25 protein-coding genes are annotated in these 25606 nt (G+C 51.8%); 14 read left to right on the forward strand and 11 right to left on the reverse strand.

Translation table 11 applies throughout. The features are described 5' to 3' along the window. Positions 1–32 precede the first annotated feature (32 nt). The 4 genes from wzzE to trxA all read right to left on the reverse strand — a co-directional run bounded on the left by wzzE (position 33) and on the right by trxA (position 4358). Entirely contained in the window at positions 33–1079 is a 1047-nt protein-coding gene (gene wzzE, locus HV213_RS28495; RefSeq protein ID WP_181484168.1) for an ECA polysaccharide chain length modulation protein, read from the reverse strand. Between the two features lie 21 nt (positions 1080–1100). After that, on the reverse strand, positions 1101–2195 hold the full coding sequence (gene wecA, locus HV213_RS28500; RefSeq protein WP_110276890.1) for a UDP-N-acetylglucosamine--undecaprenyl-phosphate N-acetylglucosaminephosphotransferase: 1095 nt from the start codon (positions 2193–2195) through the stop codon (positions 1101–1103). 242 nt (positions 2196–2437) lie between these two features. Then, positions 2438–3697, reverse strand: a complete 1260-nt coding sequence (gene rho, locus HV213_RS28505; protein ID WP_110276891.1) for a transcription termination factor Rho — start codon at positions 3695–3697, stop codon at positions 2438–2440. A gap of 331 nt (positions 3698–4028) precedes the next feature. Beyond that, positions 4029–4358: a thioredoxin TrxA gene (trxA, locus tag HV213_RS28510; RefSeq protein ID WP_004097507.1), complete on the reverse strand. Its 330-nt coding sequence runs from the start codon at positions 4356–4358 to the stop codon at positions 4029–4031. Between the two features lie 340 nt (positions 4359–4698). On the opposite strand from trxA, the gene rhlB reads away from it, so the two are divergent. The 5 genes from rhlB to HV213_RS28535 all read left to right on the forward strand — a co-directional run bounded on the left by rhlB (position 4699) and on the right by HV213_RS28535 (position 10472). After that, complete coding sequence (rhlB, locus tag HV213_RS28515) at positions 4699–5964, forward strand: ATP-dependent RNA helicase RhlB (RefSeq protein WP_110276892.1); 1266 nt, start codon at positions 4699–4701, stop codon at positions 5962–5964. A 125-nt stretch (positions 5965–6089) separates the two neighbouring features. Then, on the forward strand, positions 6090–7598 hold the full coding sequence (gppA, locus tag HV213_RS28520) for a guanosine-5'-triphosphate,3'-diphosphate diphosphatase (protein WP_181484169.1): 1509 nt from the start codon (positions 6090–6092) through the stop codon (positions 7596–7598). 18 nt (positions 7599–7616) lie between these two features. Continuing rightward, positions 7617–8537, forward strand: a complete 921-nt coding sequence (locus HV213_RS28525; RefSeq protein WP_181486519.1) for a LysR family transcriptional regulator — start codon at positions 7617–7619, stop codon at positions 8535–8537. Between the two features lie 138 nt (positions 8538–8675). After that, the gene (locus tag HV213_RS28530; RefSeq protein WP_181484170.1) at positions 8676–9674 is read left to right on the forward strand and encodes an amidohydrolase family protein; all 999 of its coding nucleotides are present in this window, start codon (positions 8676–8678) and stop codon (positions 9672–9674) included. A gap of 75 nt (positions 9675–9749) precedes the next feature. Further along, positions 9750–10472, forward strand: a complete 723-nt coding sequence (locus tag HV213_RS28535; RefSeq protein WP_181484171.1) for a DUF554 domain-containing protein — start codon at positions 9750–9752, stop codon at positions 10470–10472. A 3-nt stretch (positions 10473–10475) separates the two neighbouring features. Here HV213_RS28535 and rep read toward each other — a convergent pair whose 3' ends face one another. From rep to HV213_RS28555, 4 genes are all read right to left on the reverse strand, one after another. Then, on the reverse strand, positions 10476–12497 hold the full coding sequence (rep, locus tag HV213_RS28540) for a DNA helicase Rep (protein ID WP_181484172.1): 2022 nt from the start codon (positions 12495–12497) through the stop codon (positions 10476–10478). Positions 12498–12596: 99 nt separating this feature from the next. After that, positions 12597–13325 (reverse strand): nicotinamide riboside transporter PnuC, encoded by a 729-nt coding sequence (gene pnuC, locus HV213_RS28545; RefSeq protein ID WP_181484173.1) that lies wholly within the window; start codon positions 13323–13325, stop codon positions 12597–12599. Further along, entirely contained in the window at positions 13325–14074 is a 750-nt protein-coding gene (locus HV213_RS28550; RefSeq protein ID WP_181484174.1) for a nucleoside phosphorylase, read from the reverse strand. The genes pnuC and HV213_RS28550 overlap by 1 nt, the downstream gene beginning before the upstream one ends. A 26-nt stretch (positions 14075–14100) precedes the next feature. Next, positions 14101–14805 carry a Crp/Fnr family transcriptional regulator gene (locus HV213_RS28555; RefSeq protein WP_181484175.1) on the reverse strand — a complete coding sequence of 235 codons (705 nt, stop codon included), beginning with the start codon at positions 14803–14805 and terminating at the stop codon, positions 14101–14103. Between the two features lie 194 nt (positions 14806–14999). Between HV213_RS28555 and ppiC (HV213_RS28560) the strand changes: the two genes are divergently transcribed. The 8 genes from ppiC (HV213_RS28560) (at position 15000) to HV213_RS28590 (ending at position 20925) form a co-directional block, all read left to right on the forward strand. Next, positions 15000–15281, forward strand: coding sequence for a peptidylprolyl isomerase PpiC (ppiC, locus tag HV213_RS28560; protein WP_110276899.1), 282 nt, complete (start codon positions 15000–15002; stop codon positions 15279–15281). Positions 15282–15332: 51 nt separating this feature from the next. Beyond that, a complete protein-coding gene (ppiC, locus tag HV213_RS28565; protein WP_110276900.1) occupies positions 15333–15614 on the forward strand; it encodes a peptidylprolyl isomerase PpiC in 282 nt (93 codons plus the stop codon). Positions 15615–16023: 409 nt separating this feature from the next. Next, positions 16024–17361 carry an MFS transporter gene (locus tag HV213_RS28570; RefSeq protein ID WP_181484176.1) on the forward strand — a complete coding sequence of 446 codons (1338 nt, stop codon included), beginning with the start codon at positions 16024–16026 and terminating at the stop codon, positions 17359–17361. A 112-nt stretch (positions 17362–17473) separates the two neighbouring features. Next, the gene (locus tag HV213_RS33620) at positions 17474–18037 is read left to right on the forward strand and encodes an NAD(P)-dependent oxidoreductase (RefSeq protein ID WP_275944284.1); all 564 of its coding nucleotides are present in this window, start codon (positions 17474–17476) and stop codon (positions 18035–18037) included. Then, the gene (locus HV213_RS33625; protein ID WP_275944285.1) at positions 18034–18432 is read left to right on the forward strand and encodes an NAD(P)-dependent oxidoreductase; all 399 of its coding nucleotides are present in this window, start codon (positions 18034–18036) and stop codon (positions 18430–18432) included. Before HV213_RS33620 ends, HV213_RS33625 begins: the two co-directional genes overlap by 4 nt. A gap of 31 nt (positions 18433–18463) precedes the next feature. Beyond that, entirely contained in the window at positions 18464–19120 is a 657-nt protein-coding gene (locus HV213_RS28580) for an RraA family protein (RefSeq protein ID WP_181484177.1), read from the forward strand. 63 nt (positions 19121–19183) lie between these two features. Next, entirely contained in the window at positions 19184–20122 is a 939-nt protein-coding gene (locus HV213_RS28585; protein WP_181484178.1) for a sugar kinase, read from the forward strand. A 164-nt stretch (positions 20123–20286) separates the two neighbouring features. After that, a complete protein-coding gene (locus HV213_RS28590) occupies positions 20287–20925 on the forward strand; it encodes a GntR family transcriptional regulator (protein ID WP_000205685.1) in 639 nt (212 codons plus the stop codon). 82 nt (positions 20926–21007) lie between these two features. Here HV213_RS28590 and ilvC read toward each other — a convergent pair whose 3' ends face one another. Continuing rightward, on the reverse strand, positions 21008–22483 hold the full coding sequence (ilvC, locus tag HV213_RS28595) for a ketol-acid reductoisomerase (protein ID WP_181484179.1): 1476 nt from the start codon (positions 22481–22483) through the stop codon (positions 21008–21010). A gap of 151 nt (positions 22484–22634) precedes the next feature. Here ilvC and ilvY point away from each other — a divergent pair, with 151 nt between their 5' ends. Then, entirely contained in the window at positions 22635–23525 is an 891-nt protein-coding gene (gene ilvY, locus HV213_RS28600; RefSeq protein WP_181484180.1) for an HTH-type transcriptional activator IlvY, read from the forward strand. A 54-nt stretch (positions 23526–23579) separates the two neighbouring features. On the opposite strand, the gene HV213_RS28605 is transcribed toward ilvY, so the two are convergent. Both HV213_RS28605 and ilvA read right to left on the reverse strand, forming a co-directional pair. After that, the gene (locus HV213_RS28605; RefSeq protein ID WP_181484181.1) at positions 23580–23996 is read right to left on the reverse strand and encodes a hypothetical protein; all 417 of its coding nucleotides are present in this window, start codon (positions 23994–23996) and stop codon (positions 23580–23582) included. A 68-nt stretch (positions 23997–24064) separates the two neighbouring features. Beyond that, positions 24065–25606 carry a threonine ammonia-lyase, biosynthetic gene (gene ilvA / locus HV213_RS28610; RefSeq protein ID WP_181486520.1) on the reverse strand — a complete coding sequence of 514 codons (1542 nt, stop codon included), beginning with the start codon at positions 25604–25606 and terminating at the stop codon, positions 24065–24067.

Below are 25606 nucleotides of genomic sequence, written 5' to 3' on the forward strand. Positions count from 1 at the left end.
GAAGGCCGAATGTCCTTCATCACAGGCTGCATTCACTGGATACGGCGACGCGATAACGCAACGCCTGCGCCGATGAGCGCGCCCACAATCCCCCACATCACCATCAGAAATACGCGGCGCGGGCTATCGCGTTTTACCGGTTCTTCAGGTGTTCGCAAATACCGGTAAGTCTGAAAACGCGGGTCCAGCGTTGGCCCAACGTTCAATGTTGTTAGCATTGCTCGACTTTGGTCATAGTCGATATCGTATTCCGGCCCCACTGCCTGTAGGTTTTCCAGTCGAGCCTGCAGCATCGGCCGCCCCAGTAAAAACAGTTCCGAATCCGGCAGTTGGTCAGGCGGAATATCGGTTTCGCTGCGAGAAATGTTGTGCTGTTGTGCGACTTTCAGCGCCTGCTCCACGCTATGGTTGCGGCGATTGAAAATCTCACGAGCCACCTCTTCCTGTCGCTTTACCTGCGCTTTCATCTGCACGGTCCGCGCCGCCCAGGCACCTTTCAGTTCATCGTTCAGATGCCCTGCCGCACGCTGGCTGGCGAAAGCGACATACTGACGCAGCAAGTTGTTAGCATCCGGTGCCGTTTCGGCCGTTAGCTTCACGCTATCATTGACGCTTTTTAGCGCATCGCCGGGCATAAACTGAATGTCGTTGATCAGGTCATCCAACAATGCAGCATCCGCGCGGGCGTTGCCCGACTGACGCTGTTTGTAGTAATCCGTTTGCAGCCAGAAGTCGCGCCGGGTATCCCAGGACGCCTGCTGCATAATGAACTCTTTGTACGCCTCGTCCATTACCGAAGGTTGATCGACCGATACAAGATTGGCCTTGATGTCGAGATTGCGTAAGAACTGCTGCTGCGAATAGTAGCCGCCCAGCATATTCACTGTTGGCCGGTCAGTAATCGCCGTTGCGCTCCACTCCTGGCGAGCAAAAAAGGTATAAACCAGAACAATCAGCGCAAAGAGCACTGCCGTACCTGCTATCCAGCTTTTTCCTGCCCATAAGGCGCGAAACAACCCGCGAATATCCAGCTCATTCTCAACGTTCACTGCTCGTGCTCCCGGTAATGGTTGAGTCATCACGTCCCCAGACTTACTTGGTTAATTTGGATTATTGCTGCTGTGTCGCCGTATTCTGCGTCTAATGCGCTTAACCAGACGCGCCACTTTCCAGGCGCGTTTAATGCAGTAGCCATAAAGGAAGAAGGCTAACAAAAACAGTATCAACATCACCCATTCAGGAACAATACGGGTGTATTCCGCCACCACGCCTACCAGCGCCAGCAACGCGGCGGCCAGGGTGATCAGCACGAATGCCTGGCGGGAAGTAAACCCGGCACGCATGATTAAATGATGAATGTGTTGACGGTCCGGGGAGAACGGACTCATCCCTTTACGCAGGCGGCGATACATAATCGCCACCATATCCATCAACGGAATGGCAATAATCCACAGCGCGGTAACCGGGCTAATGGGGTGCGTTTTGCCTTGCGTGGTCTCCAGCAGGATCCAGATGATAGTGAAGCCAATCATGGTACTACCGGCATCACCCATAAAGACCTTGTAGCGACGACCAAGCGCACCGAGGTTAAGTAAAATATAGGGCAAAATGGCGGCGATCATCGCAAAACACCACATCGCCAGGCTGTATTGACCATCAAACCACAGAATGATGCCCGTCGCCGCGAAAGAGACAGAGGAGAGACCGCCAAGCAGACCATCAATACCATCAACCATATTGAAGGCATTGATCGCAGCCCAAACGGCGAAAAGAGTGAGGAAGAATCCGAAAGGGCCGAGCACCAGCTCCCACGAACCAAAAATAAAACCCAGGCTACTAAGATGAAGATTACCGACAGTCATCATAATGACGGCGATGGCGGCCTGAATAACCGCGCGAATTTTTACACTGATATCAAAGCGGTCGTCTAGTGCACCAACCAGCACAAGCACCCCAGCGCAAGACAGATATAACCGCGCGTGGGGGATATAATAATCTGCGATAGCAAACGTAAAACAAATACCTGCATAAACTGAGATACCACCGACTAACGGAATCAAACCCTGATGCCGTTTGCGATAGTTAGGTTTATCCACCAACCCAACTCTTTTTGCCGCCTTACGAGCAACAAATATAAATAGGGTAGTGAATAAGAAAATACTGATTAATTCAGTAATAGCAGTGAGTAAATTCACAACGCATGTGCTCTCAGCATAGTTAATCCGGGAAGTATAACGATGATGTCTCAACTCCTGAAGGGGTAAAGCAGAACATTACAAATTTATTGTATAGATTTTAGTCTGTTAAAGTTCTCTCTGCCTGATATTGTGCCGCACACATCATACGATAACACCCGCTTTGTTTTCCCTTTCTGGATCATACAAACCCAGAAAACAAAACGCCACGCAATAGCGTGGCGTTCTCTGGTTTTTTTTACTTACGAGCGCTTCATCATGTCGAAGAAGTCATCGTTAGTTTTGGTCATCGCCAGTTTATTGATGAGGAACTCCATCGCGTCGATTTCACCCATCGGATGGATGATTTTACGCAGGATCCACATCTTCTGCAGCTCTTCCTGAGTGGTGAGCAGCTCTTCTTTACGCGTACCGGAACGGTTGTAGTCGATAGCCGGGAAGACGCGTTTTTCAGCGATCTTACGCGAGAGGTGCAGTTCCATGTTGCCGGTACCTTTAAACTCTTCATAGATAACTTCATCCATTTTAGAGCCGGTATCGACCAGAGCCGTGGCGATAATCGTCAGGCTGCCGCCCTCTTCCACGTTACGCGCAGCACCGAAGAAACGCTTCGGACGATGCAGGGCGTTGGCGTCAACACCACCGGTCAACACTTTACCGGAAGCCGGTACCACGGTGTTGTAGGCACGAGCCAGACGGGTGATGGAGTCGAGCAGGATGATAACGTCTTTCTTGTGTTCAACCAGACGTTTCGCTTTCTCGATAACCATTTCCGCAACCTGAACGTGACGGGATGCCGGTTCGTCAAAGGTGGAAGCAATAACTTCACCTTTCACCAGACGCTGCATCTCGGTTACTTCTTCCGGACGTTCGTCGATCAGCAGCACCATCAGCACGCAATCAGGGTGGTTGTACGCAATGCTCTGTGCAATGTTCTGCAGCAGCATGGTTTTACCCGCTTTCGGCGGTGCAACAATCAGACCACGCTGACCACGACCGATCGGCGATGCCAGATCCAGGACGCGAGCAGTTAAGTCTTCCGTAGAACCGTTACCACGTTCCATACGCAGACGTGAGTTTGCGTGCAGCGGCGTTAAGTTCTCGAACAGAATCTTATTACGCGCGTTTTCCGGCTTGTCGTAGTTAACTTCGTTAACTTTCAACAATGCAAAGTAACGCTCACCCTCTTTAGGAGGACGAATCTTACCGGAAATGGTGTCACCAGTGCGGAGGTTGAAACGGCGGATTTGGCTAGGGGATACGTAGATGTCATCAGGACCGGCGAGGTAGGAGCTGTCTCCAGAACGGAGGAAACCAAATCCGTCCTGCAGTATCTCCAGCACACCGTCGCCAAAGATATCTTCGCCACTCTTTGCGTGCTGCTTCAGGATGGCAAAAATGATGTCCTGCTTGCGCATACGTGCCTGGTTTTCCAGACCCATATTTTCGCCGAGAGTAATCAGCTCAGAAACCGGCGTATTCTTTAATTCGGTAAGATTCATAATGGTGTGGGTTCTTAAACTCGGGGTAAAACTCGAACTTAATGTTGTGAATGGTATGGCAGGAACATCCATGCCTGTTAACGGCTTTCATCTCGTGTCTGTACGTCGCCTGGTCACAGGAAAGAACGCAGAACTGAAACGACTAGACGGAATGAGTGATAAGCCCGGAATTATTAGCTTCACGCGCATTTTTTGCGGGATGCTTTGGGTAAAACAAGATTCAAACAAAGGTATGTTTAAAACGAAGTCTGGAATTAACTTAGCACGACTCTTGCCGGGCGTCCAGAGATCCGCAAAAAATAGGAGTCTGGACGCCGGAATAGCAAATCGCTTACGCCAGATTGGCGTCGAGGAACTCTTTCAACTGGCCTTTGGACAGCGCGCCAACTTTGGTTGCTGCAACTTCGCCATTTTTGAACAGCAGCAGAGTCGGGATGCCGCGAATGCCGTATTTCGGCGCAGTACCCGGGTTCTGATCGATGTTCAGTTTCGCAATGGTCAGTTTGCCCTGATACTCTTCAGCGATCTCATCCAGAATCGGGGCGATCATTTTGCACGGACCACACCACTCTGCCCAGAAATCGACGAGGGTTAGCCCGTCAGCCTTGAGTACGTCCGTGTCAAAACTGTCGTCAGTCAGGTGAATAATTTTATCGCTCATATTTAACTCCACAGGAATAAGCCTGGTGTGTTGGTGTCGCAGTCATCAACGACGTGTCGATGCTACGTTATGCACGCTATTTTCAGGATGCCCCTTTAAGCCACCTACGTGACACGGCCCATCATGGACCTCGCCGCTCAGGAGTCAAAGCAATCTGTATTCAAACCGGCTTATCGCAGATTTGTCACCCCGGCTCGCTTAAGTAGTCTAAGCTTTCGAGGATTCGTTCAGTTGCCGCAGACGCACCTTGAGTCATTTCATGCATAGCCAACGAAAGGTTGACGTTATTTCACCGGATACGCTTTCTTAATGCAATAGTTAGCTGATATTCTACCACACTATGAGCAAAACACACTTAACAGAACAGAAGTTTTCCGACTTCGCCCTGCACCCGGCAGTGATTGAAGCCCTTGAAACAAAAGGGTTTCATAATTGCACACCCATCCAGGCACTCGCTCTCCCGCTGACGCTGGAAGGTCGTGATGTTGCCGGGCAGGCGCAAACCGGTACCGGTAAAACGATGGCGTTTCTTACGTCAACGTTTCATTATCTTCTCACTCACCCGGCCATTGCTGACCGCCAGGTCAACCAGCCGCGCGCACTGATCATGGCTCCGACCCGTGAACTGGCAGTGCAGATCCACGCAGATGCAGAACCGCTGGCACAGACTGCCGGTCTGAAGCTCGGCCTCGCATACGGCGGTGACGGCTACGACAAGCAGTTGAAAGTACTGGAAAGCGGCGTTGATATTCTGATCGGTACCACCGGTCGCCTTATCGACTACGCCAAACAGAACCATATCAACCTCGGCGCCATTCAGGTTGTTGTCCTCGACGAAGCCGATCGCATGTACGATCTCGGCTTTATTAAAGATATTCGTTGGCTGTTCCGTCGTATGCCGCCGGCCAATCAGCGCCTGAACATGCTGTTTTCTGCCACCCTTTCTTATCGCGTGCGTGAACTGGCGTTCGAGCAAATGAACAACGCCGAATACGTTGAAGTCGAGCCGGAGCAGAAAACAGGTCACCGTATTAAAGAAGAGTTATTCTATCCTTCCAACGAAGAAAAAATGCGCCTGCTGCAGACGCTGCTGGAAGAAGAGTGGCCCGATCGTGCAATTATCTTCGCCAATACCAAACATCGCTGTGAGGATGTCTGGGGCCATCTGGCAGCAGACGGGCATCGCGTTGGCCTGTTGACCGGTGACGTCGCGCAGAAAAAACGTCTACGAATTCTCGAAGAGTTCACCCGTGGCGATATCGATATCCTGGTGGCGACAGATGTAGCCGCACGTGGTCTGCATATCCCAGCGGTTACTCACGTCTTTAACTACGACCTACCGGACGATTGTGAAGACTACGTTCACCGCATCGGTCGTACCGGACGCGCTGGCGCTAGCGGTCACTCAATCAGCCTGGCTTGTGAAGAGTACGCGTTGAACCTGCCGGCTATCGAAACCTATATTGGACATTCGATTCCGGTGAGCAAATACAATCCAGATGCGCTCATGACCGATCTGCCAAGGGCGCTACGCCTGACGCGTCCGCGTCCGGGTAACGGTCCACGCCGTAACGGTCCGCCACGTAACCGTCGTCGTTCAGGTTAAAGCAATATGCCATACACAAAATCGTTCAAGTTGCATCAAGGCGGCAAGAGAACGAATCCCGATGAGCCTACTCTGGTAAGTGATTCGGGTAAGAGAACGCAGCCAACACAGAGGCAATTTGAAGGATGAAGTGTATGAGCTCCACCTCGCTCTATGCAGCTATCGACCTGGGTTCCAATAGCTTTCATATGTTGGTTGTACGCGAGGTGGCGGGGAGCATCCAGACCCTCAGTCGTATTAAACGCAAAGTGCGTTTGGCTGCCGGTCTGAATAGCGACAATACGCTCTCCGCAGAAGCAATGGAACGCGGTTGGCAATGTTTACGTCTGTTTGCCGAACGCCTGCAGGATATACCTCCAGCGCAAATTCGCGTGGTCGCCACCGCGACGCTGCGCCTGGCAGTGAACGCTGGCGAATTTCTGGAAAAAGCGCGGGAAATCCTCGGCTGCCCGGTGCAGGTCATCAGCGGAGAAGAGGAAGCACGTCTGATTTATCAGGGCGTTGCGCATACCACTGGCGGCGCGGATCAGCGTCTGGTCGTGGATATCGGCGGAGCCAGTACTGAGCTGGTTACCGGAACCGGTGCGCAAACCACCTCGCTTTTCAGCCTGTCGATGGGCTGCGTCACCTGGCTGGAGCGCTACTTCGCCGATCGCAGCCTCACCAAAGAAAATTTCGACCTTGCCGAAACCGCCGCGCGCGAAGTGCTGCGCCCCGTGGCCGATGTTCTGCGCTATCACGGCTGGAAAGTGTGCGTCGGTGCCTCAGGCACCGTTCAGGCCTTGCAGGAAATCATGATGGCGCAGGGGATGGATGAACGCATCACCTTAGCCAAGCTACAACAGCTCAAACAGCGCGCGATTCAGTGCGGTCGTCTGGAAGAGCTGGAGATTGAAGGCTTAACGCTCGAACGGGCGTTAGTCTTCCCGAGCGGTCTGGCAATACTGATGGCCATTTTCAGTGAGCTGAACATTCAGTGTATGACCCTCGCGGGTGGGGCACTGCGTGAAGGTCTTGTCTACGGCATGCTGCATCTGTCGGTCGATCAGGATATTCGTAGCCGCACGCTGCGTAATATTCAGCGCCGATTTCTGGTGGATACCGAGCAGGCGCAGCGCGTTGCACAGCTGTCCGCGCATTTTGTTCGTCAGGTGGAAAATAGTTGGGATATTGAGCCATTATGCTTCGATCTGCTGCAAAGTGCCTGTCAGCTGCATGAAATAGGCCTGAGCGTAGAGTATAAGCAAGCGCCTCTGCACGCGGCCTGGCTCGTTCGAAATCTCGACCTGCCCGGCTTCACGCCTGCGCAAAAAAAGCTGCTCGCGACGCTGTTATTAAACCAAACCAACGCGGTCGATCTCTCTTCGATTCATCAACAGAACGCAGTTCCGCCGAGGGTGGCTGAGCACATGTGCCGTCTGCTGCGTCTGGCGATCCTGTTTGCCAGCCGTCGACGCGACGACCTGCTGCCGATGATCGCGCTGGCCGCCGAAGGCGAGAAACTCACGCTGACGCTGCCGGAGGGTTGGCTGGAAAATCATCCGCTGGGGCGGGAGATGGTAGAACAAGAGTGCCAGTGGCAAAGCTATGTCCATTGGCCGCTGCTGCTCAACGGGGATAGCGCGACAAAATAGTCCTGACAGGAAGAGATGATGCGGGAAGAACTGGATTTCAAATCGCTGCGTTTTTTTTCCGCCCTCTTCCGCCTGGGGAATGTTTCGTCTGCCGCCGAAGCGCTGAACATCAGTCAGCCTACCGGTAGCCTGCTATTGAAAAAACTACGCGACCATTTTGACGACCCCCTGTTCGTGCGCGTCGGGCAGCGAATGATACCCACGCCGCGAGCTGACGATATTGCACAGACCATTTTTACCATTCTTCAGTTGGTCGATAACGAACTGCCTGGTAACCCTGAATTTATCCCGCAAACCAGCACGCGTAATTTCACCATCGGCATGACCGATATCAGCCAGATGACGTTGTTACCGCCGCTGCAAGCGCAATTACAGCAGCAGAATGCGGAAGCGATTACCTTTTCAGTGCTGAATATTGATGATCAAACGCTGGGTGCTCTCGAGTCAGGTAAGTGTGATTTAGCCATCGGTTATCTGATGCAGCTACCGGATAGCGTTTACCAACAGCGCCTGTTTAATCAATCATATGTCTGCCTGGCGGCAGAAAATCACCCCAGAATCTGCTCCACGTTTACCGCTGAAAACTGGCGGCTGGAAAAGCATCTGGCGGTTCATGTCAACGGTACCGGGCACGGTGATATTGATAAGTTGCTCAATGAGTACGGTATGCCACGTCGTATCTCCCTTACGCTGCCCAGCTTTTTAGGCGCGGGTGAGCTGGTTGCAGGCAGCGAGCTGATCGCCGTCGTACCGGAGCAATTGGCGCACCATATCATCCATCGCTATCCCTGCCGCAGCTGGCCGCTGCCGTTCTCACTGCCGGAAATTGCAATTCGCCAGGTCTGGCATCAGCGCCTGCACCGCGATCCCGGGCACATCTGGTTACGGTCACTGATCGCCAACTTTGCTGTGACGGGTAGCAATACCATCCTTTATTAATTTTTAAGCTTTCAAAAATAATACTGTATTAGTTTTTCTGATAACCCGTATTACATTCCTCTTATTGCCGTCAATACCTAAAAAAACTTATTCTCCTCGCATCAAGTCATACGAAAAAACAGTTCAGAGGAATATATCATGCGTGGAAAAATCGCTTTAGAAGAACACGTTTCAACACCTAAAAATAACAGCCTTTGGGATTCTACCGGCGAAGCGGCAAGAAATGGCTCTGATTATATGAAAGACGTTGAGCGTCGGTTATTAGATCGCAGCTACCAGCTTGACGAAATGGCTCAACGTAATATTGATCACGTTATTTTGTCATTAACTTCACCTGGCGCACAGTCTATTCTTAATAAAGCCGAGGCGGTTTCCTTCGCTCGTGAAACTAACGACTATATTGTCGAAAACTATGTGAAACCCAATCCAGATAAATTCAGCGCTTTTGCTACCCTCGCATTGCAAAACCCGGAAGCCGCTGCTGAAGAACTGGAGCGTGCGGTTAAAAAACTCGGCATGAAAGGCGCACTGATTAACGGTTACACCAACGTTCAGGATAGCGAACACGGCCTGTACCTGGATGATGAATCCATGCTGGTATTTTGGGATAAAGTGAACGAGCTTAACGTCCCGGTTTACCTGCATCCTCGTGAACCTCTGGAAGGCCCGGCACGCGGGATCTACACTGGCTATGAAAGCCTGATCGGCTCAGCCTGGGGTTTTGCCCAGGAAACCGCAGTTCACGCTATTCGCCTGATGATGAGCGGCCTGTTTGACCGTTATCCTAATCTGAATCTGGTGCTGGGGCATTTAGGTGAAGGCCTGGTTCACATGCTGCCGCGTACTCAGCATCGTCTCTACCGTCAGCGCTTCGGTTGCGGTTTGGGTAAAGCGGAAAAACCGTTAATGCACTATTTGCAGAATAACTTCATCGTCACCACCAGCGGTCACTTTAATACCTATTCTCTGCAAAATGCGCTGGATATTATGGGCCCGGATCGCGTGATGTTCTCCGTCGATTATCCGTACGAAGATATCCATCAAGCCTGCGATTGGTTTGATCCGCTGGAAATGGAGACGGAACTGAAAAATAAAATCGCCTGGGGCAACGCCAGCCGCGTATTCAATATTAAATAATTGAGCATGATTATGATAAAGGGGCCTGCAATCAGGCCCTTTTATTTATCCGCCACATAAAAATGAGGAGATGCTATGCCAGTGGGTATTTTTGTTTGCAGCGGCTCACTGCTTGTCGGTGAAATTTTCGGTGCCTCTCTCAACCGATTTATTCCTGAGCATTTAAAAAAGACCTTACCTTTAATTGCCGGATTAATTTCGATCAGCATGGGCGTATTTTTCCTCAACAAACTGGTAAACCTTCCGCCCATCGCCCTGGCAGTCATTGTCGGCACCATTATTGGTAGCCTGGCGCATATTGAAAAACATATCGAAAACGCAGGCGTTAAGCTGCGCGGCCCGATTGAGAAAATATTCCCCACCAAAGGAGATGCAGGCATCAATGCGGAGGATTTTACTAATCAATTTATCGCCGTATTGATTTTGTTCTGCGCCAGCGGCACCGGTATTTTCGGCGCCTTAACGGAAGGTATGACCGGGGATGCAACGATACTGTTTACGAAATCGATCCTCGACTTCTTCACCGCCGCGATTTTTGCCTCCGCACTCGGCTACATTATCGCCGTCATCTTTGTGCCTCAGCTTATTGTCTTCATTATTCTCTTTTTTGCCGCCAGCTTTATCATGACGATGATTAATCCATCGATGGTGGCTGATTTTACGGCCTGCGGGGGCATCATCATGCTAGCGACAGGCTTTCGGCTCTGCGGAATTCGCGCTTTTCCTACTGCAAATATGTTGCCAGCCCTGCTGCTGGTTATGCCGTTCTCTGCCGCCTGGCAGCAATTCATCGCCTGAAGATCAGCCTTTCTTCGCCTTCGCCAGCATCGCCCGGATGTTGGCGACGTTCGCCTGGCCTTTATGCATCCTCTCTTCCGCCGAGATAACCTTGCGCTCCTGCTCCCAAATCAGGTCGTCCTGCGGCAGCTCCAGCAGGAAGCGGCTCGGCTCCGGACGCACTAGCTCACCGTACTGTCGGCGTTCCCGACATAGCGTAAAAGTCAGCTCTTTCTGCGCACGGGTGATGCCTACGTAAGCAAGGCGTCGTTCCTCATCGACGTTGTCTTCGTCAATGCTGCTTTGATGGGGAAGCAACCCCTCTTCCATGCCGACCAGATAAACATACGGAAACTCCAGGCCCTTTGAGGCATGAAGCGTCATCAACTGAACCTGATCCGTCTCTTCATCAGACTCCCCTCGTTCCATCATATCGCGCAGCGTGAAGCGGGTGACAACCTGCGTGAGCGTCATCGGCTCATCGATTTCGCTCCCTTCCAGCATTTCGGTCATCCAGGTAAAGAGCATATTGACGTTTTTCATCCGCATTTCGGCGGCTTTCGGGCTGGGTGAGGTCTCGTAGAGCCAGGATTCATAATCCACCCCGCGGATCAGGTCGCGGACGGCGACAATTGGCTCACGCTCTGAGAGCTGCTGGATCTCCCGCAGCCAGTGGGTGAAGCGGGTCAGCGACTCATAGCCGCGCCCGGTTAGCGTCTGGTTCAGTCCCATATCGAAGCTGGCGGTAAACATGCTTTTGTTACGCCCCATAGCCCACTCGCCCAATTTTTGCAGGGTCGCCGAACCAATTTCACGCTTTGGCGTATTCACGATACGCAGGAAAGCGCTGTCGTCGTCCGGATTGGTCAACACGCGTAGATAAGCCAGAAGGTCTTTAATTTCCGGGCGGGAGAAAAACGACGTGCCGCCGGAAATTTTGTACGGGATGCGGTTTTGCATCAGCATCTTTTCAAAAACCCGCGACTGATGGTTGCCGCGATAAAGGATCGCATAGTCCTTGTATTCGGTTTTATTAATAAAGTGATGAGCGATCAGTTCACCGGCTACGCGTTCAGCTTCATGTTCTTCATTATTGGCGGAAAGTACCTTCAGTTCCACGCCATAGCCCAGCTCGGAAAACAGGCGTTTCTCAAAGACATGCGGGTTATTGGCAATTAAAATGTTGGCCGCCTTCAGGATACGCCCGGAAGAGCGGTAGTTCTGCTCCAGCTTAATCACCTGCAGCGCCGGGAAATCCTGACTGAGCAGGACGAGGTTCTGCGGCCGTGCGCCGCGCCAGGAGTAGATCGACTGATCGTCGTCACCCACCACGGTAAAGCGCGCCCGTTGTCCCACCAGCAATTTCACCAGTTCATATTGGCTGGTGTTGGTATCCTGATATTCATCCACCAGCAGATAGCGAATCTTGTTCTGCCAGCGTTCACGCACTTCTTCATTGCGCTGCAACAACAGCGTTGGCAGCAGGATAAGATCGTCAAAATCCAGTACGTTGCAGGCTTTCATATGCGCATCGTACAAGCTATAGCAGTGGGCAAAGATCCGATCCCGTTCGCCTTTCGCATTTGCTGCAGCCTGTGAAGGGGTTTGCAGATCGTTTTTCCAGTTTGAGATCGTCGAGATCAACTGCTGGAACACCACTTTGTCATCTTCGATCCGTCCTTCGGTGAGATCTTTTAACAACGCCACCTGATCAGTATCGTCAAATAGCGAGAAGTTAGATTTCATCCCCAAAGCGGCGTATTCGCGTTTAATAATATCCAGCCCCAGCGTATGGAAAGTGGAGATCATCAAGCCGCGTGCTTCTTTGCGCCCCAGCGTTTGCCCGACGCGCTCTTTCATCTCCCGCGCCGCCTTGTTGGTAAAAGTCACCGCCGCGATATGGCGTGCCTGATAACCGCAGCCGCGGATCAGGTGGGCGATTTTATTGGTAATAACGCGGGTCTTACCGGAACCGGCACCCGCCAGCACCAGGCACGGTCCGGTAACGAATTCGACGGCTTGTTGTTGGCCAGGGTTTAAACGCATGGGAATAGTGCTCAATCTTCGAACGGGGTGAGGATTGTAGCAGAAAGAGAGGCGGAGAGAGCAACAGGCTACCCTTTCAGGCAGCCTGTAATCTGTAAATCAGGAAGCCGTCCCGGCAAGCGGCGTGTAACCGTTGCGCTGAGCACTCTTGATCCAGCTGTAGGATCCCATCACTGCAATCGCCGTCAGCAGGACGTACTCGAGCGACATGGCGTAAACGCCCTGCACCGCGTAGATAACCACGCTAATCACGTCGATAAGCACCCACAGCAGCCAGTTTTCCACGTATTTACGCGTCATCAGCACCATCGCCGCAATGGACAACACCAGCATCGTGGAGTCCCAGAACGGGAACGCGTCAGGCTGCAATTCCGGCATCGCAACCTGCATGCCGGTCATTTGCAGCAGGGCGATCATGATACGGGTTAACGTCGCAAACACCGGATCGATAAACTGCGTCATCAGCACAATCGCTACCACGCAGACGCCGCCCAACATTAACGTCTGCTGGCGGGAGAGCCAGCGCACCTTCAACGCGGCTTCTTTCTCATCATTCTGACGGCTCCACGCATACCAGCCGTAAATATTGGCGGCGAAGAAAAACACCTGTAACAGCAGGCTGGCGTAGAGCTGAATCTGGAAAAAAATCGCCGCAAACAGGGTGACGTTAATCAGGCCAAACAGATAGTTGATAATTTTTTCCCGGCTGGCGCACCAGATGCACAACAGGCCAAACACGGTACCGATGGCTTCAATCCACGATAGCGCATAACCGCCTTCGCCGAGAGGAATGTTGACCATCACATTGTTAATGCTAAAAAAGTCCATCACTGACCCCCTTGCTGGCTATCGGAATAAATGGCGCGCAGCGCCAAAGTAATTTGTCGCTCTTCGCCCTGTTGGCACAGCGTTTCCTGCTGGACATAATCATTGATACTGCTGTCGAGGCAACCGTTGTGGGCAACAACCACGTTGAGTAATGAGGCGGTGCGTAATCCGCGCAGCGCGCCGATGGTCATCAGGGCGGCGCTCTCCATATCCGCCCCCAGAATGCCGCGCGCCGACCACTGCACATCCAGTTCCGCTTCGCGATCGGTATAAAAACTGTCATGGCTACGCACCAGACCGCAGACCGCGGGGATATTCATTTTAAGTGACTGCGCCATCAGTTCCCAGGTAAGCCGCGGATCGGCGCAGGCCGGGTAACCCGCTGGCGCATAGGTTCGACTGGTACCATCATCCATAACCGCAGCATGAGCGATAATCACATCGCCGAGCGCAAGGTTATCCTGCAATGCCCCACAGCTCCCGATGCGAATTAAGGTGGTCACGCCAATCTGACGCAGCTCTTCAATGGCGATAGCCGTGGATGGCCCGCCGATGCCGGTGGAAACCACCAGAATTTCAATGCCCTGATACCAGCCGCGCGCGGCGCGAAACTCCCGGTTCTGGCCCAGCAACTCCGGGTTATCAAGAAAACTGATAATGCGATCCACCCGCTGCGGATCCCCCGGCAGCAGCGCATACCGCGCGCCGGTCATCTCTTTGCTCAATTGAATATGGGGTTGCAGCGCCATTCTCCCGTCTCCTTAACTCTTTGCTGTTATCCGATATCAGCCTCCTGCTTTAATTTTTCAGGGGCTAATATCACGATGCGTTCGCCATCGGTATCAATAATCTGTAGCGTTTTCAGGTCATGCAAAATACGGTTAATACTGCGGGTGGTTGCCGCAAATTCCTGGCTGAGATTCTGCTTATCGAGCAAGATTTCTCGCGCACCGCTCTGTTGGTAGCGCTGCCATAATGCCTGGCACATCCGCTGATGCAGCGAGTAGAGGTTGTCGCTACTGGCCTTTTTCGACAGCTGGTAATATTGCTGGCTAAAAAAACGCAGCATCCGCTGGTTAAAATGGTTATCTAACGCCAGCCAACGGCAAAAATGCTCCTGCGACAAACTCAGCAGCTGTACATGGCCAACTGCGACAACCGAGCAGATGTACTGGCGCGACTCGAAGATTTCGAGTTCACCCAGCATGTCGCCCTTACCGTAGCGTGCCTGCTGGTAACGACGCCCATCTTCTGCCTCATAAAAGACATCGACCTCGCCGGCGATAATCAGCGAAAAACGCTGGCATATTTCACCCTGTCGACAGATAAACGCGCCGCGCGGAATTTCTTCAAAGCGCCAACGCTGCATAATTTCCAGTGGGCAATATTTCAGTAATTCATACAGCTGCGGATCGCCAACAATCTCGCTAAGCCCGGCAAGCCAGGCGACTGAAAATTCAGCTTTTTTCATTGCATCCATGTTATCTCTCTCCACGATGGGAAGGACAGGACGGCTGTCCTGGGCAAGAAGGAATACACCGGGTAAAAGTGTCGCTCATCTCCCGCTTCCATTAACCAGGCGGGACATCTGTCCTGGGATGGCGAAGAGTATATGTCCAGGCCCAGGACGGGTGGTAAAGTAACGGCACATCTTTGAGAAGTGAGAACAAAATAATGGCAAAGAGCGCAGCAGCCCTGCACATCCTGGTAAAAGACGAAAAGCTGGCGCAGGAGATCCTTACGAAGCTGGAGCGCGGCGTGAGTTTTGATCACCTGGCAAAGCGCTATTCAAAGTGCCCATCCGGCCGCAACGGCGGCGATCTTGGTGAATTTAATCAAGGGGTAATGGTCGGGCCGTTTGATAAAGCCGTCTTCAGTTGTCCGCTGCTGAAGCCTTACGGGCCGGTCAAAACCAAGTTCGGCTACCACATCATTAAGGTGCTATATCGCCGCTAGCCCATGCTACTATTGCGCCCTGATTCATCCCCATTCAATCAAGGCGCGATCATGGCTAAAACAGCGGCAGCAATGCACATCCTGGTTAAAGAAGAGAAACTGGCCCTCGACCTGCTGGAGCAGATTAAAAACGGTGGCGATTTCGAGAAACTGGCGAAGAAACACTCTACTTGCCCTTCAGGCAAAAAAGGCGGCCACTTAGGTGAATTCAAACAGGGCCAGATGGTTCCTGCGTTTGATAAAGTCGTGTTCTCCTGCCCGGAGCTGGAACCTACCGGCCCACTGCACACCCAGTTCGGCTATCACATCATCAAAGTGCTGTACCGCAAATAACCAGTTTGGCCCTTTTCTTTCGTAAAGGGCCAACATCTGACATGTTAGTTATACGAAAAAATTCCCACTCTTCATGACGGATACTGACTTTTTCTGCAATGGCAGAACCATCATCACATCCAATTCTCAAATCTGACATGTCAAAAACATTCATACCTCTCACTTTTTCGTGATGACAATCACACTACAATGCATTTTTATCGCCATTTTTCGTGATCTAAACGTCAATTTATTACGCTCTCTGTCGTCATATAAAAAATGAGTGATATCTTATGTGACATGTCAGATTGAGTGATATTGTCTCAACTGACTAAAACAGCGGCGTCTCTATGAAGACAAACCCAGGACTCCATGCCATGGTGTGGAGACGCGCACCAGACCTTATGACTTTATTCAGGAAACACGTGTTATGAGTCATTCAATACAACAACAGTCCCTGGATGCGAAAAATGATTTAGAAAAAATCATCGTAACAAAAACGACCAGGAAACTTGTTCCACTGATGGTATTGATGTACATCGTGGCGTATATAGATCGTCAGAATATTAGTTTTGCTAAATTACAAATGGTAGATAGCCTCGGATGGAGTGAAGCGGCTTTTGGACTCGGTGCATCGCTTTTTTTCATCGGTTATTTAGTTTTCAGCGTTCCCGGAAATTTAATATTATCAAAAGTAGGTGCTAAGCGCTGGTTCACTATTAGCTTGTTGTCATGGGGAGTCATTACCATGGCGCTGGCGTGGACCGAAAAAATGTCAACGTTTTACGCCTTGCGTTTCATTCTTGGCGTTGCCGAAGCCAGCTTTTATCCTGGGTTAATTTACTACTCCACTAAATGGTTCCCTTTAAAGTATCGACCACGTATTGTCGGTTATTTAGTCACGGCAAGTATGGTCGCAAACATGATTGGCGCCCCAATTAATGGCTCTCTGCTTAGTATGCATGGTTTTATGGGACTGGAAGGATGGCAATGGTTATTTCTGGCAACCGGAGTGCTGGCGCTTCTGCTGATTGCCCCGGTGCTGCTATGGTTCCCGCAAGGCCCAGAACAGGCTCGCTTCTTAAACAAAGAAGAGAAAAGCTGGTTAATTAAAAAACTGGCGGCCGAACAGGATGCCAACACCGATAAATCGGTCAATAGCTTAGGTAAGTCACTAACCGACTGGCGCGTGCTGGCCCTGGCGCTGGTATACGGATTCATCTGTTTTGGCGCCTACGGTATCAGTTACTGGATGCCGACTATCGTTAAAACGTTCGGTGCCACCGATATGATGAATGGCTTAGTGAACATGATCCCGTGGGCAATGGTTATCGTAATGCTACGCTGGATAACCAGTAAACCAGAACGCACCGAGAACCCTTATATTAATGTTGCATTACCTATGTTCACCGCCGCAATATGCCTGCTGCTCTCGGTCTGGACATTCACACAGCCCGTTATTAGCTTCATCTGTATTTGCGGTGTTGTATTATCAGTATTTGCGATTCAACCTTGCTTCTGGAATTTAACTAAGTTTCTTTCAGGCGCAACGGCGGCAGCAGGCATTGCTATTATTAACTCACTGGCAAACCTGGGCGGATTCTTCGCGCAAAATACCATTCCTCTGGTACGCGATTTAGAAAAAAGTGACTCTGCCCCAATGTTATATTTAAGCGCAGTTATGCTTATCGGCGGCATTGTTACAATATTAATTATTCGCTGGTTAAAGAACATCGCCATCAGGGACGCTAAACCCGTCACACTGTAATTACATAAAGCCTGAAAAATACTCACTAATTTCACACCCTATTTTCAGGGTGCGGCGAGCTACAGCCATAAAAATTAAATCCTTAATTTTATAATTAAGCGTGGTAGATATTATGAAGAAGATAGTTGTTATTGAACCCGGATATTTAAATTACTCCGCAGAAGAAAGTATTTTACGCGAGTGGGACCCGAAGTTTGTTGTCGTTCCGGCAAATGCCTCTCAGGAAGAGAAGTTGCGCCAGGTAAGCGATGCTGATGCCGTCATGGTCCGCGAAGCAACCGTCAGTCGCCCCATGATTGAAGCGATGCTTCAGTGCCGCATCATCGTGCGCTACGGCGTCGGCGTAGACAATATCGATAGCCAGGCGGCAAGAGAGAAAGGAATCTATATCGCCAACGTTCCGGATTATGGATCTGAAGACGTTGCCGAGCACGCTCTGGCGCTGCTCCTTGCCGCAACGCGCCGCATCGCCACCCGCAATCGCGACGTTCGCGATGGCCAGTGGGGGGTTGGCCAACGCGAGCCCATGTTCCGTCTGGCAGGAAAAACGCTCGGCATCGTCGGGTTTGGCCGTATCTCCCGCTGCTTTGTGCAAAAAGCATCCGGGATCGGCTTTAGCGCATTCTGGTTGTCGATCCGCTACTTACCGATGAGCAGGCGTTACTGGCTGGCGTGACCCTGGTCAGTCTCGACACGCTGTGCCATGAAGCGGATTTCATCTCCCTTCACGCACCATTAACCCCGGACACCCATCACCTTATTGGTGAGGCCGAACTGGCGAAAATGAAGCCCAGCGTCATTCTGGTCAATACCTCGCGCGGCGGACTTATCGATGAACAGGCGCTGATCAACGCCTTACTGCAACAACGTATTTTCGCCGCCGGACTCGATGTTTTTGAATCCGAACCCCTCAGTGCAAAAAGTCCATTACTACAAATGGATAACACCCTATGCACGGACCACACAGCCTGGTTTACCGAAGAGTCGGTGATCGAGCTGCAAAGTAAAGCCGCATATGAAGTACGTCGGGCATTTGAAGGCCAACAGCCGCTTAACTGGGTAAACCCATAGATCCGTATTCGTTATAAAAAGAGGAAGTGTTATGTACAGCAAAGAGATTATCGACGGTTTTCGCGCCATTTATTCCACCGCTTCTGTCGCTGATGCCTGCGATCAGATCCTCGGCAAGACTATGTTCCTGCCTTTTGAAATCAAAAACCGCATCAACGACAAAAAAATCGTTGGTCCGGCCGTCACTATTTATGAAGACGTCACTGACGAAAAAGTACCGCCGCAGCATGCGCTGGATGCCATTGATGAATCCGCCAGCGGTTCGGTCATCGTCATTACCGGCAACCCATCACTGGAAACCGTTGCCGTCTGGGGCGGATTAATGACCGCCGGGGCTGTTGCCAATAAACATGAGGCCGCAGTGTTGAACGGCGGCGTCCGTGACCTGGCGGAGATCCGTCGTGATTACGATTTCCCGGTTTACGCAAAAACCGTAACCCCAGGCACTACGCTTGGTCGTTTCAAGACCATTTCAGCCAACCAGCCCGTCACCATCGGCGATGTCACGGTGAATCCAGGGGATTTGATTGTTGGGGATATCGACGGCGTGGTGTGCGTACCGCAGGCGGTCGCAGCAGAAGTATTAGCACTGGCGCAATCCATTGACAGCCGCGAGCTAGAACAAGCCAAACTGATTATTCAGTCCGGTTCTCTGCGTGAAGGCCTGGCGAAATACGGCCGGATCTAATCAACCCGACGCCATCAGCCAAACCAGCTGATGGCGTACCCGGACTATCACATGGAGAACGCAATGAAGCAGTTCGATATTCTTTCATTTGGTGAACCCCTTTTTGAATTCAATCAGCTTCCCACGGAGCGCTCTGAGCAGCATTATCTTAGCGGATTTGGCGGTGACACCTCGAATTTCGCCATCAGCGCAGCGCGACAAGGTGCCCAGGTTGCCATGTTAACCCGCCTCGGTGACGACGTATTTGGTCAGAATTTCAGGGCATTATGGGACGAAGAAAAGGTCGATCATCAATGGGTTGGCGCGCATAAAACAGCCCCGACGGGTATCTATTTTATTTCGCACAACGAACGGGGCCACCACTTTACCTTTTATCGTAAAGGCTCTGCGGCCTCGACGATGACTGTCGATGATATCAATGAGTCCGCGATTGCTGCCGCACGCTTATTTCACAGCTCAGCCATTACCCACGCCATTGGTAATAATGTCAGCGATACGCTTTTTCACGCGATTGAATTATGCAAAAAACACCAAACACTGATTTCCTTCGACACCAATCTGCGGCTCAAACTGTGGCCGCTAGCCCGTGCCCGCGCCATCATTCATGAAACGATCCGTCATGTAGATTACTGCATGCCCAGCCTTGATGAAGCCCGTCTGCTCACCGGGAAACACCATGCAGATGAAATTACGGATTTCTATCTCCAGCTTGGAGCAAAGAATGTGGTGTTAAAAATGGGCGCGGAAGGTGCGATGTTTGCCAATGAGAATCGCCGGGTCATCTATTCCGGCCATAAAGTCGCCACCGTCGATGCTACCGGAGCCGGGGACTGTTTCTCAGGCGCTTTCCTTTATCGCATTATCAAAGGCGATTCACCGGAAGATGCGCTGTGCTACGCCAATGCCGCCGCTGCGCTCACGACAACCGGTTATGGTGCCGTCGCACCCATTCCTCGCCAGCCACAAGTTGAAGTATTGATCCAGCAAACTCAATCACAGTAATCTCCGCCGCGCCTGCCAGCGCGGCACATTTTCGCACGGTACGCCAGCGGCAACTTGTTGCCATATATCATTTTCCCATTCCCGCAAATCTGTTATACAGTCACCTCTATTGCTGGCCGCAAACGGCCGCTCACCGAGTTAACATGCCGGAATTTTCAATCAATATGACAACGGACTTACTCAAAGACGTTATTTATCGTCGTATCAGAGATATGATCATTAACGGCACATTACCGATGGGCTGCAAAATATCAGAATCAGCCCTCGCGACGCGTTTATCTTCCACTAAAGCGCCGGTACGCGACGCTTTGAGACGTCTACAAAGCGAGGGACTGGTACATATCCGTCCGAAAAGCGGAACTTTTGTTTTCAATCTGAGCGATATTGAGTTCAATGGGTTGCTGGAGTTTCGTTATTTTGTCGAGGCAAAAGCGCTGAGGCTGTCCCTGCATCGTAATCAGCGCCAGCTGGTACAAGCATTATCTTCCTATCTCGACCACATGACGTTTTGTCTGGAAAATAATTCCACGCATGAATATATTCGCCTCGATAATCTGTTCCACGAGGCATTATTCACCTATTGCGGCAATGCCTATTTACAGCAATCCTACGTGCTTATTTCCGCGCAGATGGCGACAATTCGTAATTACCTTGGCAGCAATGACGAACATATGCATCGTTCTCATCAACAGCATGTCGCAATCATTCAGGCCATCCAGGATGCGGATGCTGAAAAAGCGCTCCAGGCATTACAGGAACATATCCTTCCAGAAAAAGGCGCGTATTGGGGACAATTCGGCTAACAAAACGGCAATCGCGTCAAAAGCAGATAAAAAAACGGCCCGGTAGCAAGCGCTGACCGGGCCGGATGATAACAAGGTTTTATTAGCCAGCTACTGCAATACGTTTCATATCGGTCATATAGCCGCGCAGTTTCTGGCCTACTTCTTCAATCGCATGGCTACGAATGGCTTCATTCACATCGCGCAGCTGGGCGTTGTCGACAGCGCCTTCAGCAATCGCTTTGCCCAGGTCGCCAGTTTGCAGCGTGGTCATAAACTCTTTCAGCAGCGGTACGCAAGCGTAAGAGAACAGGTAGTTGCCGTATTCTGCGGTATCAGAGATAACTACGTTCATTTCGTACAGACGCTTACGGGCTATGGTGTTCGCAATCAGCGGCAGCTCGTGCAGTGATTCGTAGTAAGCCGACTCTTCGATGATGCCGGAATCAACCATGGTTTCGAATGCCAGCTCAACGCCCGCTTTCACCATCGCGATCATCAGGACGCCTTTATCAAAGTACTCCTGCTCGCCGATTTTACCGTCGAACTGGGCAGCGGTTTCGAACGCGGTTTTACCGGTCTCTTCACGCCAGGTCAGCAGTTTCTTATCGTCGTTGGCCCAGTCAGCCATCATACCGGAGGAGAATTCACCGGAGATGATGTCGTCCATGTGTTTCTGGAACAGCGGCGCCATGATCTCTTTCAACTGTTCAGACAGCGCGTAAGCACGCAGCTTAGCCGGGTTAGACAGACGGTCCATCATCAGGGTGATGCCGCCCTGCTTCAGCGCTTCGGTGATGGTTTCCCAGCCGAACTGAATCAGTTTTTCAGCATATGCCGGGTCAGTACCTTCTTCCACCAGCTTGTCGAAGCACAGCAGAGAACCGGCCTGCAGCATACCGCACAGGATAGTCTGCTCGCCCATCAGGTCAGATTTCACTTCCGCGACGAAAGAGGATTCCAGTACGCCCGCACGGTGACCGCCGGTTGCAGCTGCCCAGGCTTTGGCAATCGCCATACCTTCGCCTTTCGGGTCGTTTTCCGGATGAACGGCGATCAGCGTCGGCACACCAAAACCACGTTTGTACTCTTCACGTACTTCGGTACCCGGGCACTTCGGAGCAACCATCACTACGGTGATGTCTTTACGGATCTGCTCGCCCACTTCCACGACGTTGAAACCGTGGGAGTAACCCAGCGCCGCGCCGTCTTTCATCAGCGGCTGAACAGAACGCACAACGTCGGAGTGCTGTTTATCAGGAGTCAAGTTAACCACCAGATCTGCCTGCGGAACCAGCTCTTCGTAGGTACCGACTTTAAAGCCGTTTTCAGTCGCTTTACGCCAGGAAGCGCGCTTCTCGGCAATCGCTTCTTTACGCAGGGCGTAAGAGATATCCAGACCGGAGTCACGCATGTTCAGGCCCTGGTTCAGGCCCTGAGCGCCACAGCCGACGATGACCACTTTTTTACCCTGAAGGTAGCTCGCGCCGTCGGCGAATTCGTCGCGGCCCATAAAGCGACATTTACCCAGCTGTGCCAGCTGCTGGCGCAAGTTCAGTGTATTAAAGTAGTTAGCCATGATGGTGTACTCCGTGATGTTGTGTGTCTTATTGTTCGGTTCGCTTTTGCGAGAATGAACCCACATTACAACAGGAAATTTATTGCGGAAATTGATATATTCACAACGTCACATTGCAATTTATGCAATGTAGAAAACCGGAGACTCGTCTGTGGATTTACGCGATCTAAAAACCTTTCTGCATCTGGCGGAAAGCCGCCATTTTGGCCGCAGCGCGCGGGCGATGCACGTCAGCCCCTCTACGCTTTCCCGGCAAATTCAACGGCTGGAAGAGGATCTCGGTCAGGCGCTGTTTATTCGTGATAACCGTACGGTAACGCTCACCGAAGCGGGCGAAGAGCTACGCGTCTTTGCCCAACAGACGCTGTTGCAGTATCAGCAATTACGCCACACCATCGATCAGCAAGGGCCGTCGCTGTCGGGCGAGCTACATATTTTCTGCTCGGTGACCGCCGCCTATAGCCATCTGCCGCCCATTCTCGACCGTTTTCGCGCCGAACACCCGTCGGTGGAGATTAAGCTCACCACCGGCGATGCCGCCGACGCGATGGAAAAAGTGGTCACCGGAGAAGCGGACCTGGCGATTGCCGGTAAGCCGGAGACGCTGCCCGGCGCGGTGGCGTTCTCCATGCTGGAAAATCTGGCGGTGGTACTGATCGCCCCGGCGTTACCCTGCCCGGTGCGCAATCAGGTCTCCGTTGATGACCCCGATTGGTCAACGGTACCGTTTATCATGGCCGATCAGGGGCCGGTGCGCCGTCGGATTGAACTGTGGTTCCGCCGTCATAAAATCAGCAATCCATCAATTTACGCCACGGTCGGCGGCCATGAAGCGATGGTATCAATGGTAGCGCTGGGCTGCGGCGTAGCGCTGCTGCCGGAAGTGGTGCTGGAAAACAGCCCGGAACCGGTACGTAACCGCGTGATGATTTTAGAGCGCAGCGATGAGAAAACACCGTTCGAGCTGGGCGTCTGCGCACAGAAAAAACGGCTGCATGAGCCGCTGATTGATGCATTCTGGGAAATTGTTCAGGTTAAATAAGGAAAAAACACGCGCCAGAAACGCTGTTTCCAGCAAGAGCGCGGCATCCCGTCATTAATCAGGGTACGACGTGGTGATCACCGTCGTATCTTTTCCATTGTACTGAAATGTTATTTTCGTTTCTCCGCCCGCATAAAACTGGTCAATGCTTAAATCATTAACACCCTGCCATTTATAGTCTGCGGACATCACGTTATCAGGGTTGTCGATATGCTGGTTTTGGCCTGGTTGCGGATTTTTAATAAAATCGTTTAGCGCATCTGGCCGGATCTTAGAAAGATAAACAGCGTAAGCCTGTAACAATCCCATCTCTTTATATTGGCAAGAATTTACAAAAACCATTTCCTCCGGTGTGTCTTTCTGCAGGCAAATAATATTCGCAGAGAGATCATCTTTCACTATCTCATCAGCATTGACCGTGGAACACAGCAAACAAAAAAATCCAGATAAAAATAAAGGGAATAGTTTCATATAAACCATCCATGATTTACTTCAACGTAAAATAATCCCCCTTCCGATACAGAAGAGGGATGAGATCGCTACGCCAGGAAAAAACGGAACGCTGGGTTATTACTCTCATCGTGACAGTCGTAGCCTAGCTCATGCAACCGGCTTTCGAAATCAGGCTCATGATCGGCAAGCTCGAATGCCGCCAGCACGCGACCATAATCGGTTCCGTGGCTGCGATAGTGGAACAGAGAAATATTCCAGTGGGTGCCCAGCGTATGCAGGAACTTCAGCAAAGCACCGGGGGATTCCGGAAACTCGAAGCTAAACAGGCGTTCTTGCAGCGGTTGCGACGGACGTCCGCCGACCATGTAGCGCACATGAAGCTTGGCCATTTCATCGTCGGAGAGATCCACTACGCTATAGCCACCCTCGTGCAGCAGATTAAGAATTTCTTTACGCTCTTCCAGACCGCGGCTTAGGCGCACACCGACAAATATGCAGGCGTTTTTCGCATCGGCGAAGCGGTAGTTGAACTCGGTGACCGAACGCCCACCCAGCAGCTGACAGAACTTGAGAAAGCTACCTTTCTCTTCCGGAATAGTTACCGCCAGTAGCGCTTCGCGTTGCTCACCCAGCTCGCAACGTTCGGAAACGTAGCGCAGGCCGTGGAAGTTAACGTTCGCACCGGAAAGCACGTGCGCCAGGCGTTCACCGCGAATATTGTGCTGAGCGATATATTTTTTCATCCCCGCCAGCGCCAGCGCGCCGGAAGGCTCTGCCACCGCACGCACGTCTTCAAACAGGTCTTTCATCGCCGCGCAGATCGCATCGCTATCGACGGTAATGATGTCGTCGAGATACTCCCGGCAAACGCGAAAAGTTTCATCGCCGATGCGTTTTACCGCCACACCTTCAGCAAACAGCCCGACGCGGGGCAAATCGACCGGATGGCCCGCGTCCAGTGCGGCTTTCAGGCAGGCAGAGTCTTCTGCTTCAACTGCAATCACTTTGATTTGTGGCATCAGCTGTTTGATCAACACCGCTACGCCTGCCGCCAGGCCGCCGCCGCCGACCGGTACGAATACCCGGTCGATATGGGCATCCTGCTGCAACAGTTCCAGTGCCAATGTACCCTGCCCGGCGATCACCATCGGATGATCGAACGGCGGTACCCAGGTGAACCCCTGCTGCTGCGACAGCTCAATGGCTTTGGCTTTCGCTTCATCGAAGTTAGCACCGTGCAGCAATACCTCTCCGCCGAAGCCGCGAACGGCATCGACTTTAATATCCGCAGTTGCGGTTGGCATGACGATCAGCGCCTTCACCCCCAGACGAGAAGCTGAGAAAGCGACGCCCTGAGCATGGTTGCCCGCCGAAGCGGTAATTACGCCATGAGATTTCTGCTCTTCAGTCAGCCCCGCCATCATCGCGTAAGCGCCACGCAACTTGAAGCTATGTACCGGCTGACGGTCTTCGCGCTTCACCAGAATCACGTTATCGAGGCGCGACGACAGCTTGTCCATTTTTTGCAGCGGTGTAACCTGCACCGCTTCATAGACCGGTGCGCGTAGCACCGCTCTGAGATATTCCGCCCCCTCAGGGGCGGCGGATAGGGGTTGTGACTCGGCCAT

The sequence above is a fragment of the Klebsiella sp. RHBSTW-00484 genome (genome assembly GCF_013705725.1).
Lineage (GTDB): Bacteria > Pseudomonadota > Gammaproteobacteria > Enterobacterales > Enterobacteriaceae > Klebsiella.